The sequence below is a fragment of the Roseovarius salis genome, from assembly GCF_044472985.1.
Classification (GTDB): domain Bacteria; phylum Pseudomonadota; class Alphaproteobacteria; order Rhodobacterales; family Rhodobacteraceae; genus Roseovarius; species Roseovarius salis.
This window is the reverse complement of the sequence record NZ_JBISDG010000042.1, coordinates 1-12,690: the sequence shown is the minus strand read 5'-3', so window position 1 is coordinate 12,690 and position 12,690 is coordinate 1. Positions and strand designations below refer to the sequence as shown.

Below are 12,690 nucleotides of genomic sequence, written 5' to 3'. Positions count from 1 at the left end.
CTGGCCACAAGAGGTAAGCCGTCATGCCGCCCGCGTCCAGACCATCCAAGGCGCGGACGGCGGCGCGACCTCAGCTTTGCTGGGCGTGGGCTGTCTCGCGCTGGCTGCCCTGGTTGTCGCGCGGCGGACGGCCGATCACGTCCTTGAGGTCGTCCAGCTCGATGAAGTTGTCGGCCTGGCGGCGCAGCTCGTCCGAGATCATCGGCGGCTGGCTGCGGATCGTGGAGACAACCGACAGACGCACGCCCTGCCGTTGCAGGCTCTCGACCAGCGGCCTGAAATCGCCGTCTCCGGAGAAGAGAACGATATGGTCCACATGCGGCGCCAGTTCCATCGCGTCGACGGCCAGCTCTATGTCCATGTTGCCCTTGACCTTGCGCCGGCCCTGGCTGTCAGTGTACTCCTTCGCCGGCTTCGTGACCATGGTGAAGCCGTTGTAGTGCAGCCAGTCGACGAGGGGACGGATCGGCGAGTACTCGTCGTTTTCCAGCAGCGCCGTATAGTAGAACGCGCGCAAAAGCTTGCCGCGGCGCATGAATTCGGCGCGCAGCAGCTTGTAGTCGATGTCGAAGCCCAGTGATTTCGCCGCTGCGTACAGGTTCGACCCGTCGATGAACAGCGCGAGCCGTTCGTCCTTGTAAAACATCGAAATGCCCTTTCAAATGTGACTCCCGTTCCGGAAAGAGCGGTTTGAGTGGTGGATACCGGAATGGGTGGCACAAGACGTTAGAATTTCCGCTGCCCATAGGCAAGGGGAATTCCCGGCAATGCCGCCGCGAAACACGACAAATCAGGTGCATCGCATTGGAAAATGAACACGTTTTCTTGATCGCCCTCGGTTCGAACCTGCCATCGGTGACCGGACCGCCCCGGGCGACGCTGCGCGCGGCAGCCGATCTGCTGGCCGAGACGGCCCACGATTTCCGGTGCAGCCGGTTTTTCCAGACCCCCTGTTTTCCAGCCGGCGCGGGACCCGATTACGTGAACGCCGCCGCGTGGGTCGAGTATCAGGGCACCCCCGCCGAGGTGCTGTCGCTGCTGCACGGGGTCGAGCAGCGCTTCGGGCGGGAGCGGTTGCAACGATGGGGCCAACGCACCCTTGATCTCGACCTGATCGCCGCGGGGTCAGAGGTCTTGCCCGACATCTCCACCTACCAGCGCTGGCGCAGGCTCGCGCCGGAGGAACGCGCGCAGCGCGCGCCCGGCGAGCTGATCCTGCCCCACCCGCGCATGCAGGAGCGGGCCTTCGTGCTGGTGCCGCTGGCCGAGGTGGCACCCGGCTGGCGCCACCCGGTGCTGGGGCGCACGGTGACGGAGTTGCTGGCGGATCTGCCGCGCGACGAGGTTGCGGCCGTGACGCCGCTGCCGGGCCCGGCCGGCCCGCCCTAGGAGGGGCCGAATCGTCCCTTGTAAACCGGGTGAAGAGTCTTTAAATGTGCGGCTTCCCGACACAACTGCCGTTCCGGAGGTCCCATGGCCCGCGTGACAACCGAAGACTGCATCGACAAGGTTCCCAACCGGTTCGACCTCGTGATGCTTGCTGCCCACCGCGCGCGCGAGATATCGGCCGGATCGCCCATCACCGTGGACCGTGACAATGACAAGAACCCGGTCGTGGCCCTGCGCGAGATCGCCGAGGAGACGCAGTCGGCCGACGAACTGCGCGAGCGGCTGATCGAGGCGAATCAGACCCAGATCGAGGTGGACGAGCCCGAAGAGGACTCCATGTCCCTCCTGATGGGCGGCGAGCCGGACAAGCCGGCCGAGGACGACATGCCCGAGGAGGACCTTCTTCGGGCGCTGATGGCGGCGCAGGAGCAGGGCTGAGACCCTCCTTCGCTTTCGGGATGCGAACCACATGATCGCGGCCCAAGACCTTGTCGAACTGGTTCGCACCTACAACCCGAAAACCGACGAGGCGCTGATCTCGGACGCGTTCGCGTTCGGCGAAGCCATGCACGAGGGGCAGTACCGGCACTCGGGCGAACGCTACTTCGCGCACCCGGCCGCGGTGGCGGCGATCCTTGCAGAACAGCGGCTGGACGATGCCACGATCGTGACGGCCCTGCTGCACGACACGATCGAGGACACGCGCGCAACCTATGCACAGGTGGCCGATCGCTTCGGGCCCGAGATCGCCGATCTCGTGGACGGGGTGACCAAGCTCACCAATCTTCAGCTGTCCAGCACCGAGACCCAGCAGGCCGAGAATTTCCGAAAGCTGTTCATGGCCATGTCCAAGGACATGCGCGTGATTCTCGTCAAGCTGGCCGACCGCCTGCACAACATGCGCACGATCAAGGCCATGCGCCCCGAGAAACAGCTCAAGAAAGCGCGCGAGACGATGGACATTTTCGCACCGCTCGCGGGGCGCATGGGGATGCAGTGGATGCGCGAGGAGCTGGAGGATCTGGCCTTTCGCGTCATCAACCCCGAGGCGCGCGCCTCGATCATCCGCCGCTTCATCACCTTGCAGAAGGAAGCCGGCGACGTGATCGAGAGAATCACCGCCGACATGCGCCACGAGCTGGACAAGGCCGGGATAGAGGCGGACGTGCTGGGCCGGGCCAAGAAACCTTATTCCATCTGGCGGAAGATGCAGGAAAAGCAGATGGGGTTTTCCCGCCTGTCGGACATATACGGGTTTCGCATCATAACCGGTTCGGTCGAGGACTGTTACCGGGTCCTTGGCGCCATCCATCTGCGGTGGAGGGCGGTGCCGGGCCGGTTCAAGGACTACATCAGCCAGCCCAAGTCGAACGGTTATCGCTCGATCCACACGACCGTGTCGGGGCGCGACGGCAAGCGGGTCGAGGTGCAGATCCGCACCCGCCAGATGCATGACGTGGCAGAGACGGGCGTGGCGGCGCACTGGTCCTACCGCGACGGGGTGCGCGCCGAGAACCCCTTTGCCGTCGATCCGGCCAGATGGATCTCGTCGCTGACCGAACAGTTCGACGCCGAGGAGGACCACGACGAGTTCCTCGAAGCGGTCAAGCTGGAAATGTATTCCGACAAGGTCTTCTGCTTCACGCCGAAGGGCGACGTGGTGAAGCTGCCGCGGGGGGCCACGCCGATCGATTTCGCCTATGCCATCCATACGCGCATCGGTCATGCCTGCGTGGGGGCAAAGGTCGACGGCATGCGCGTGCCGCTTTGGACGCGTATCAAGAACGGTCAATCGGTCGAAGTGATCACCGCGGACGGGCAAACACCACAGGCGACGTGGCTGGACATCGCCACCACCGGCAAGGCCCGTGCCGCCATCCGCCGGGCGCTGCGCGAACTGGACCGGGATCGCTATATCAAGCTGGGGCGCGAACTGGCGCGCTCGGCGTTCGAGCATGTGCGCAAGCGGGCCACGGAAAAGGCGCTGACCGCCGCGGCCAAGACGCTGAGGCTGAAGGATGCCGACGAGGTGCTCGCGCGTCTTGGAAGCGCGGAGCTGACGGCCCAACAGGTGCTCAATGCCGTCTACCCCGACATCGCCCCGGAAGAGGGCAACGTCGTCGGCCGCGACCGCGCGGTGATCGGGCTGGGCCGCAACCAGAGTTTCGAGAGGGCACGCTGCTGTCAGCCCTTGCCGGGTGAGCGGATCGTCGGGATCACCTACCGCGGCAAGGGGGTGGTCGTGCATGCCATAGACTGCGTCGCGTTGTCGGCCTTCGATGATCAGCCCGGCCGCTGGCTTGACCTGCACTGGCATGCGGGCGCGCATCCGGCGGCTTACGAGGTGACGCTCAACGTCACCATCGGCAACGACGCGGGCGTGCTGGGACGGATTTGCACATTGATCGGAGAGCAGAAGGCCAATATCTCGAACCTGACATTCGTAGACCGCAAGCCGGACTTTTACCGTCTGCTGATAGACGTCGAGCTGCGCGATGCCGAGCATCTGCATGGCATCATGTCGGCTCTTGATGCAGAAAGCGACGTGGCCGCGGTGGAAAGGTACCGCGACCCGGGCCGTGCCGGAGGCGGTGACAGGTAATGAAGCGGGGAGCCGCGCGAGGTGGTCTTCAAACGACGTGACAGACGCCCGATCTGGAAGATCGTGGTCGAAACCGTCTGGCCGAGGGGCGGATGGACGCGCGCCTTCTATTACATCAAGCACCGTTTGCACAGGCTGCCGGACCCGCCCCATCGCATCGCGCGCGGCATCTTCGCGGGCGTATGCGTGACCTTCTCACCCTTTTTCGGGATGCACTTCTTCCTGGCGGCGGGCATGGCGCTGCTGATCCGCGGCAACGTGGTTGCCTCGCTTCTGGCCACGTTCGTGGGCAACCCGCTGACCTTCGTGCCGATCGCCACGCTGGCCTACCAGACCGGCAATGTCGTGCTGGGTCGGATCGGCACCGACAGCGGCGAAATCGGGCGTTCCATCGGCGGCAAGTTCGTGGATGCATGGGGGGACCTGAAACACAATATCGTCGCGATCTTCACCGATGCCCGGGCCGACTGGCACAATCTGGAAATCTTCTATGACGAGGTATTCTTTCCCTACATGATCGGCGGCTTCATAACCGGCCCGATCGCGGGGCTCGTGTTCTATTACCTCAGCCTGCCCGTCATCCAGGCCTACCAGAACCGCCGCAAGGGACGGCTCAAGGCCAAGCTGATGGCGCTGAGGGAAAAGGCGGCCGGCAAGGCTGACGCGAAGGAAAAACACGATTAGGGTCACGATGGACCCGGGTCCATGAAGGAGGATGCAATGGCGTCTGACACGAAGCTGCGCCTTGGCGTGAACATCGACCATGTCGCGACGGTGCGCAACGCGCGCGGGGGCGACTATCCGGACCCGGTGCGTGCCGCGAGGCTGGCAGAGGAGGCAGGCGCCGACGGGATCACTGCGCACCTGCGGGAGGACCGCCGCCACATATCCGATGCCGATATCGACGGGCTGGTGCGGGCATTGTCCGTGCCGCTCAATTTCGAGATGGCTGCGACGGCGGAAATGCAGGCCATCGCGCTGCGCCACCGTCCGCACGCGGTGTGCATCGTGCCGGAAAAGCGCGAGGAAAAGACCACCGAAGGGGGGCTGGAGGTCGCGCGCGAGGAAAACCGGCTTGCCCATTTCATCGCGCCACTGCGCGAGGCGGGGAGCCGGGTGTCGATCTTCGTCGCCGCTGACCGCCGCCAGATCGAGGCGGCACACCGGATCGGGGCAGAGGTGATCGAATTGCACACCGGCGCCTATTGCGATGCCCATGCCGAGGGCCGGATCGCGGATCGCGACCGGGAGCTGGAGACATTGCGCGAGATGGCTGCATATGCCCATTCCCTGGGGCTGGAGGTCCATGCCGGCCACGGGCTGACCTACGACACGGTGCAACCGGTCGCAGCCTTTCCGCAGGTCATGGAGCTCAATATCGGGCACTTCCTGATCGGCGAGGCGATTTTCCGCGGCCTCGGCCCGGCGATCGGAGAGATGCGCCGCCTGATGGACGATGCGCGCGCGCCCGGGCAACGGCCGGCCGGATGAGACCCGTTGCCTGTATCCGCTATGCCCTGGTCTTTCTCGGCGTGGCAATCGGCGCGTCGGTCCTGGTGTCGTTGCTCAACGCGACCGTTGACTCGGCCCTGGGATCGTCGGCGCAATTGATGGTGCCGGCGATGATCGCCGCGGTGATAGAGGGCCAGCAATTCGCCAAGCGGGAAAAGCGCAAACCCAAGGGCGCGGCCGCGTGGAACTTTACCTGGGTCGCCACGATCATCGCCATCGGGCTGAACCTCTTACTGGCCTATGCCGGCGGGCGCCTCGTGCCCGAATTCGCCAAGCTGGCCATCGCGCCTGCGGGGTCGCGGCAGTTCCTGATCCTGCTGGCGCTCTATGCCGGGGGGTACCTCGTGTGCAACCGGTTGTTCCTCGGGATCGGCGCGGGTAACCAGCTCAGCCTCATGCGCAGCCGCGGCGGGATGGAGTGAGGGGATTGCATGATCGTTCCAGAGCCCCTTCTGGTGGTTGCCGCGTGGGCCGTCGCTGCCGGTAGCCCGGGCCCCGCGACACTGGCGATTTCCGGTGCGGCGATGGCGCAAGGGCGCCGGGCCGGGCTGGCAACGGCGGCGGGTGTCGCGCTTGGCTCGGCGAGTTGGGGGGTCACGGCGGCCCTCGGCATGAGCGCGTTGATGCTGGCGCATGGGTGGGCGTTCTCGGTGGTGAAGGTGGTGGGGGCTGTCTACCTGCTTTACCTGGCAATCCGCAGCCTGCGCCGGGCGGTTCGCCCGGCGCAGGCCCGGACAGCTGCCCCCGTGCATCGACGGCTTTTCCTGCGCGGGATGCTGGTGCACCTTACAAACCCCAAGGCGGTTCTGGCATGGGGCGCGGTCTTTGCCGTGGCATTGCCCGCCGGTGCGGGCGCATCGCAGGTATGGGCCCTGTTCGCATTGCTCTTTGGCACCTCCAGCCTGATCTTTCTGTGCTATGCGCTGCTGTTCTCCGTGGGGCCGGTTGCCCGGGGCTATGATCGGCTGCAAAGGGCGTTCGACGCGGTGTTTGGCCTGTTGTTCGGCGCTGCGGGTCTCAAGCTGCTGACGGCACGGCTGCCGTGAGGGGGGCGAACGCACCGCTCCCGCCACTGCAGGTGGGCGCAGGGCGGGGGGCATGAGACGCGGGCGCCCGCTGCTCACGCTTGGCGCGCTGGTTCTGGCGGGTTGGGCGCTATGGGTGCTGGAGGGCGTTCGCGCGGGGGTGGATATCACCAATACCCTTGTCGGGCCGACTCCTGTCACCCGCATGAGTGACGGGAGCGGCGGGCCGCCGGTAGTCGTTGCGCATGGCTTTGCCGGCTCCCGGCAGATGATGCAGGCCTACGGCCTTACACTGGCCCGGGCGGGCTATACCGTTTACGCTTTCGATTTCGAGGGGCATGGGCGCCATCGCCGGCCCATGCGGGGCGATGTGGGGTCGATAGACGGCACCACGCGGCTGCTTGTCGCGCAGACGCGCACCGTGATCGACGCCGCCCGCACGGGGGATAGCCCGGTCGCCCTTCTGGGGCATTCCATGGCCACCGACGTGCTTGTCCGGACGGCGGACCGGACCGGCGATACCGGGCCTCTGGTGCTGCTTTCGGCCTTTTCGCGGGCGATCACGCCGACCCATCCCGAGAACCTGCTCCTGATCACCGGCGCGTGGGAGCCGGGGCTGACCGGCTTTGCCCGCGAAGCCCTGAAAATGGTCGATGAGGGTGCGGCGCTCGGCCAGACCGCCGAAAGCGATGGTATCCGTCGCAAGGCAATGCTCGCCCCGGCGGTGGAGCACGTCGCGATCCTGCATTCCCGCGCCGGCCGGCAGGCGGCGCTCGACTGGCTCAACCAATACTATGACCGCGACCGGCAGGCAGGCACGCCCCCTACCGGCTGGGCGCTCATTGCGCTGCTGGCCGCGATCACCGCGCTGTTCCCGCCAGTGGCCGGGGCGCTTGCAAGGGCGCGCGCGTCGTTGTCCGCCGCGCTTCCGCCCAGGGAATTCGTGGCAGCAACGGTTGTCCCGGCGCTGGCCACGCCGTTGGCCGCAACGCTTTTCGATACCTCGTTCCTGCCGGTGCTGGTGGCGGACTACCTCGTGTTGCATCTCGGGATATTCGGGATCATGCAGGCGGGGCTCTTGTGGTGGTTCAAGGGACCGCCCGAACGGCCCGACCTTGGCGGGGCGGTGCTGCTGTTGGCGTGGGCAATCCTCGTGTTCGGCATGGCGCTGGATCGTTACGGCGCGAATTTCTGGCCGACGGCCGACCGCGTTACGCTCATCGCATTGCTCTGTGCGGGGGCGGTGCCGTTCATGCTGGCGGATAGCTGGCTGGCGGACGGTGCGCCGCTCTGGCAGCGCGTGGCCGGGCGGCTGGCCTTTCTGCTGTCGCTGGGGGGTGCCGTGGCTCTTGATTTCGAGGGGCTTTTCTTCCTGCTCATGATCGCGCCGGTGATCGTGCTTTTCTACCTCACCTTCGGGGTTATGGGGCGCGCAACGGCGCGTGCTTGCGGGCCTGCCACCGCGGGCCTCGGGCTGGGGGTGGCGCTCGCATGGGCCCTAGGGGTAAGTTTCCCGCTGTTCGCGGCCTGAAGGAGTGTCGGCCATGATCCTCGGCATTGGTACCGATCTTGCCAACATCGACCGCATCGCCGGCACGCTGGACCGGTTCGGGGACCGGTTTCGCAACCGCGTGTTCACGGAGACCGAGCAGCGCAAGGCCGAACGGCGCGCCGACACGCCCGGCACCTATGCCAAGCGGTGGGCGGCCAAGGAGGCGTGCGCCAAGGCTCTGGGCACGGGGCTGAGGATGGGAATCGCGTGGAAGGACATGGCCGTGAGCAACCTCGGCACCGGTCAGCCCGTCATGGCGGTGACGGGGTGGGCGGCCGACCGGCTGGCAGAGATGACGCCGGAGGGTCACGAGGCGATCATTCATGTCACGCTGACGGATGATCACCCATGGGCGCAGGCCTTCGTCGTGATCGAGGCCCGTCCACTCGGGACCGCCGCGCAGCCGTGACTTGACACCCGCCCGCCGCCCGCCCATGAAAACCGCATCGACCGGCAACCGAGGGGCAGGGAACAGGCATGGCCGCGGAAGGCAGCAAATCGGGCGCGTTGTGGGAAACCGTCAAGACGGTCTTCTGGGCGCTGGTCATCGCGGGCATATTCCGCACCATTTTCTTTCAGCCGTTCTGGATTCCTTCGGGGTCGATGAAGGACACTCTGCTGATCGGCGACTTCCTCTTCGTCAACAAGATGGCCTATGGCTACTCCTATGCCTCGTGCCCGACGATCCGCATCGCCAGCCTGGGTATCAACATCGATGCCGAGGACATCTGCGGGTTTCTCGACGGGGACAACACGCGCGTACTGGGCAGCGAGCCCGAGCGCGGCGATATCATCGTGTTCCGCCATCCGGTGCAGGGCACAGATTTCATCAAGCGGGTCGTCGGGCTGCCCGGCGATCGCATCCAGATGAAGAACGGCGTTTTGCACATCAACGGTGAACCGGTGGAGCTGGAGGATGCCGGCACCTTCACCGAAATCAAGCAGAGGCAAGGCCCCCTGCAGGTGACACCACGCTGCGAAAACGCGCCGGTGGGCATGGGTGCGGAATGCCGCAAGTCGCGCAAGATCGAGACACTGCCCAACGGGCGGTCGCACAACATCCTCAACATCTCGCGCCAGTCCACGGACAACACCGGCGTGTACAACGTGCCGCCGGGTCACTATTTCTTCATGGGTGACAACCGTGACAATTCCACCGACAGCCGCGTTCCGCTGGCTGCCGGCGGCGTCGGCTACGTTCCCTACGAGAACCTGATCGGCCGGGCGGGCCGCGTCATGTTCTCCTCGGCCGGGCGCTCCATGCTGTTCTTCTGGACATGGCGCGGCGACAGGTTCTTCGAGAAGCTGGAATGAAGCTCTCCGGCGAGTTGAAAGCCTTCCAGTCCCGCCTGGGCCACAGCTTTGCCCGGCCCGAGCTGCTGGTTCGCGCCGTTACGCATTCCTCGATGTCATCCCCCAACCGGGACGACAACCAGCGGCTGGAATTCCTCGGTGACCGGGTGCTGGGCCTTGTCATGGCCGAGGCACTGCTCGAACGCGACCAGTCCGCCGAGGAAGGCCAGCTCGCCCCGCGGTTCAACGCGCTGGTGCGCAAGGAAACCTGTGCAGAGGTCGCCCGGGAAATCGATCTCGGCAAGGTTCTGAAACTCGGACGGTCCGAAATGATGTCGGGCGGGCGGCGCAAGCAGGCCCTGCTGGGCGATGCCATGGAGGCGGTGATTGCCGCGATCTACCGCGACGGCGGATACGAAGCGGCACGGGCCGTTGTGCTGCGTCTCTGGGGGGCGCGGATCGATACGGTCAAGCAGGATGCCCGCGACGCGAAGACGGCATTACAGGAATGGGCGCAGGCCCGCGGCTTGCCGCCGCCGGACTATATCGAAACCGCGCGGTCCGGGCCCGACCACAACCCGCGGTTCACGATCGAGGTGAGGCTGAGCAACGGTGCGGCGGAATCGGCCACCGCCGGTTCCAAGCGTCAGGCCGAACAAACGGCGGCCAAGGCGCTCCTGGCGGCGGTGGAGAAACCTTGAACGGGCCTGCCGGGATCGCGTCTGGCCAGCCGCGCGGAAACAGGCTAAGACTGGCGCCCGCTTGTTCATCGAGGGCCACGCCATGACCACCCGCGCCGGTTTTATCGCGCTTATCGGAGAGCCGAACGCCGGCAAGTCCACGCTGCTCAACCGCATGGTGGGGGCCAAGGTGTCGATCGTCACGCACAAGGTGCAAACGACGCGCGCCCGCCTGCGCGGCGTGGCGATCGAGGGGGATGCGCAGCTTGTCTTCGTCGATACACCGGGCCTGTTCAAGCCGCGACGGCGGCTGGATCGCGCGATGGTGACGGCGGCATGGGCCGGCGCTGCGGATGCCGACATCGTCGTATTGCTGGTCGAGGCGCATCGGGGCGTAACCGAGGGCGTGGAGCGGATTCTCGACCGTCTTGGCGAGGTGGCACAGGACAGGACCGTCGCGCTGGCCATCAACAAGATCGACCGTGTAAAGTCGGACGCGCTGCTTGGGCTTGCCAAGCAGTTGAACGACAGGTTCGATTTCGCCCGCACCTTCATGATCTCCGCAGAGAAGGGGTACGGCGTCGACGATCTCAGGCAATGGCTTGCGGCGGAACTGCCCGAGGGGCCCTGGCTCTATCCGGAGGACCAGATCGCCGACCTGCCCATGCGCATGATCGCCGCCGAAATCACGCGGGAGAAGCTGACGCTGCGCCTGCATCAGGAACTGCCCTACCAGCTGACGGTCGAAACCGAGAGCTGGCAAGAACGCAAGGATGGCTCTGCCCGCATCGACCAGGTGATCTACGTCGCCCGCGAAGGACACAAGGGCATCCTGCTTGGGCGCGGGGGCGAGACGATCAAAGCCGTCAGCCAGGCCGCGCGCACGGAACTGGAGGAATTCCTCGGCCGGCGCGTGCATCTCTTCGTGCAGGTGAAGGTCCGTCCCGGCTGGCTGGACGAGGCGGAACGCTACTCCGAGATGGGGCTGGACTACCGGGACGGTGCCGGTTGAGCCGGCTCACCTCCGAATTCTGGGTGCACGCCTATCTGGCGCGGCTGCGGCTCAACGGTATTCCCGCTTTCGTGACCGCCCATGGCGATGACACCGCGGGCGCCGTGCTGGTCAAGCTCAATACCCTGGATGGCCGCGCCGCCGCCTTTCAGCGCAGCTTCGACCTGGAGAGCGGCGCGCGCCGGTGGATCGCACTGGCCGAGGGGGGCGAGCCAGAGGTCGATGCCGCCATCGCGCGTCAGCGCGCGGTGGATCCGGACCTCTGGGTGATCGAGGTCGAGGATCGTGCCGGCCGGCACATGCTTGACGAGCCGGGGCTTTCCGACTGATCCTCGCGTTTGACGCCGATCAAATTCCCGTTTCCAGTACGGCGTTAACGTCCAAGACAAGGGCCGCGGGCTGCGATTGTCCGGCCCGTGTGCAAAAGGGAGAGGACACCATATGAAACAGCATATTTTCGTGGCCACGGACGGATCCGACACGGCCCTCAAGGCGATTGACCTCGCCGCGGAGATCGCGGCCAACTTCGACGTGCCCCTGACCATCGGCCATGTCATGCAGTTCGGTCGCCCGTCCAAGGAACTGGCGCGGATGGCTGATGTCGAACACATTGTCGATTCGGTAAAGAAAAGCTCGGATGTCGATTTCGAATTGCTCAGCGGTTCGGGCGGCGGGGATCTGTTCGCCAGCTCGCGTCCCTCTTCGGATACCGTGCGCATGATCACCCTGATGGGCGACGAGATCGTCCGCCGCGCCGTCGACCGCGCCAAGGAGGCGGGCGTGACCAAGGTGGATACCCTGACCAGGAACGAGGACCCGGCAGAGGGAATCCTGGAAATGGCCGACGAGGCCGGCGCCGACATGATCGTGGTCGGCCATCGCGGGCTCGGCAGGCTCAAGACCCTGTTGATGGGCAGCGTCGCGCACAAGGTGAACCAGCACGCGGAGTGCACGGTCATGACGGTGCGCTGAGCACCGCCAGCCCCGGCGCCTATTCGACTGTGATCACCTTGCGCGCCAGGACCTCCTGGTTGCTGACATCGAGGAAGCGCAGCTCATAGGCGCCGGGCGCGTCCGGCACGTCAATGGCGGCGGGCGGGGTGCCCGATATCTTGACCGCTTCGACCCAGGTAAAAATCGCCTGCTCGGCGCGGGCAATGGTGATCCGCTGGTCAGCGCTCTCACGCTCCACGGTCCAGCCGACCTCGATCCGGCTCCCGGCTGTGGCCGTGTCCGGTGCCGTCAACCGCGCCCCGGTATTGAGCGCGGCATCCTCTGCCAGCACCTCGACGGGCCGCCGGGCGAGGACACGCCGGCCTTCTTCAAGGATATAACGCAACTCGTAAAGCCCCGGCTGATCCGGCGCCTCCAATTTCACCTCCGAGCGGTCCCTGACCCGTGCGTAATCACCGGATTCCTCGTCGGGTGTGCCGACAGGGACGATGGTGACATAGTCATCCTTGTGAACCGCCCCGGTCCACGACACCTTCATCCTGTCACCCGCGCGTATCTTTTCCGGGCCGTCTATGGTGACCTCCGGCGCGGTGATCTCGATCGTCGCGGTGGCGAGCGTCCTGTCGCCCTCGTCGAGGACGTAGCGCAGCTCGTAGAGGCCGGTATCGGCG

Annotated in this window: 15 protein-coding genes and 1 pseudogene; 14 read left to right on the top strand and 2 right to left on the bottom strand. The window is 65.8% G+C overall.

From position 1 onward, the window contains the following. Positions 1-70: 70 nt before the first annotated feature. On the bottom strand, positions 71-646 hold the full coding sequence (locus ACH13J_RS15155; RefSeq protein ID WP_397544191.1) for an NYN domain-containing protein: 576 nt from the start codon (positions 644-646) through the stop codon (positions 71-73). A gap of 179 nt (positions 647-825) precedes the next feature. Here ACH13J_RS15155 and folK point away from each other — a divergent pair, with 179 nt between their 5' ends. The 14 genes from folK (at position 826) to ACH13J_RS15085 (ending at position 12,037) form a co-directional block, all read left to right on the top strand. Next, positions 826-1,389, top strand: a complete 564-nt coding sequence (folK, locus tag ACH13J_RS15150) for a 2-amino-4-hydroxy-6-hydroxymethyldihydropteridine diphosphokinase (RefSeq protein ID WP_397544190.1) — start codon at positions 826-828, stop codon at positions 1,387-1,389. Between the two features lie 84 nt (positions 1,390-1,473). Then, on the top strand, positions 1,474-1,827 hold the full coding sequence (gene rpoZ, locus ACH13J_RS15145; RefSeq protein WP_397544189.1) for a DNA-directed RNA polymerase subunit omega: 354 nt from the start codon (positions 1,474-1,476) through the stop codon (positions 1,825-1,827). Positions 1,828-1,858: 31 nt separating this feature from the next. Beyond that, positions 1,859-3,991, top strand: coding sequence for a RelA/SpoT family protein (locus ACH13J_RS15140; RefSeq protein WP_397544188.1), 2,133 nt, complete (start codon positions 1,859-1,861; stop codon positions 3,989-3,991). Positions 3,992-4,012: 21 nt separating this feature from the next. Beyond that, entirely contained in the window at positions 4,013-4,675 is a 663-nt protein-coding gene (locus ACH13J_RS15135; protein WP_397544187.1) for a DUF2062 domain-containing protein, read from the top strand. Between the two features lie 36 nt (positions 4,676-4,711). Then, positions 4,712-5,482 (top strand): pyridoxine 5'-phosphate synthase, encoded by a 771-nt coding sequence (locus tag ACH13J_RS15130; protein ID WP_397544186.1) that lies wholly within the window; start codon positions 4,712-4,714, stop codon positions 5,480-5,482. Then, the gene (locus ACH13J_RS15125; protein ID WP_397544185.1) at positions 5,479-5,925 is read left to right on the top strand and encodes an ABZJ_00895 family protein; all 447 of its coding nucleotides are present in this window, start codon (positions 5,479-5,481) and stop codon (positions 5,923-5,925) included. Before ACH13J_RS15130 ends, ACH13J_RS15125 begins: the two co-directional genes overlap by 4 nt. 9 nt (positions 5,926-5,934) lie before the next feature. Continuing rightward, positions 5,935-6,549 (top strand): LysE family transporter, encoded by a 615-nt coding sequence (locus ACH13J_RS15120; RefSeq protein WP_397544184.1) that lies wholly within the window; start codon positions 5,935-5,937, stop codon positions 6,547-6,549. Between the two features lie 52 nt (positions 6,550-6,601). Then, positions 6,602-8,059: an alpha/beta fold hydrolase gene (locus tag ACH13J_RS15115; protein ID WP_397544183.1), complete on the top strand. Its 1,458-nt coding sequence runs from the start codon at positions 6,602-6,604 to the stop codon at positions 8,057-8,059. 13 nt (positions 8,060-8,072) lie between these two features. Then, on the top strand, positions 8,073-8,489 hold the full coding sequence (acpS, locus tag ACH13J_RS15110) for a holo-ACP synthase (RefSeq protein ID WP_397544182.1): 417 nt from the start codon (positions 8,073-8,075) through the stop codon (positions 8,487-8,489). Between the two features lie 68 nt (positions 8,490-8,557). After that, complete coding sequence (gene lepB / locus ACH13J_RS15105) at positions 8,558-9,394, top strand: signal peptidase I (RefSeq protein WP_397544181.1); 837 nt, start codon at positions 8,558-8,560, stop codon at positions 9,392-9,394. Then, positions 9,391-10,074 carry a ribonuclease III gene (gene rnc, locus ACH13J_RS15100; protein WP_397544180.1) on the top strand — a complete coding sequence of 228 codons (684 nt, stop codon included), beginning with the start codon at positions 9,391-9,393 and terminating at the stop codon, positions 10,072-10,074. The genes lepB and rnc overlap by 4 nt, the downstream gene beginning before the upstream one ends. Positions 10,075-10,156: 82 nt before the next feature. Beyond that, positions 10,157-11,065: a GTPase Era gene (gene era / locus ACH13J_RS15095; RefSeq protein WP_397544179.1), complete on the top strand. Its 909-nt coding sequence runs from the start codon at positions 10,157-10,159 to the stop codon at positions 11,063-11,065. Continuing rightward, on the top strand, positions 11,062-11,394 hold the full coding sequence (locus ACH13J_RS15090) for a DUF1491 family protein (protein ID WP_397544178.1): 333 nt from the start codon (positions 11,062-11,064) through the stop codon (positions 11,392-11,394). Before era ends, ACH13J_RS15090 begins: the two co-directional genes overlap by 4 nt. Before the next feature lie 112 nt (positions 11,395-11,506). After that, entirely contained in the window at positions 11,507-12,037 is a 531-nt protein-coding gene (locus tag ACH13J_RS15085) for a universal stress protein (protein WP_397544177.1), read from the top strand. 19 nt (positions 12,038-12,056) lie between these two features. Here ACH13J_RS15085 and ACH13J_RS15080 read toward each other — a convergent pair. After that, a pseudogene (locus ACH13J_RS15080) lies at positions 12,057-12,690 on the bottom strand (hypothetical protein); the annotation flags it as partial.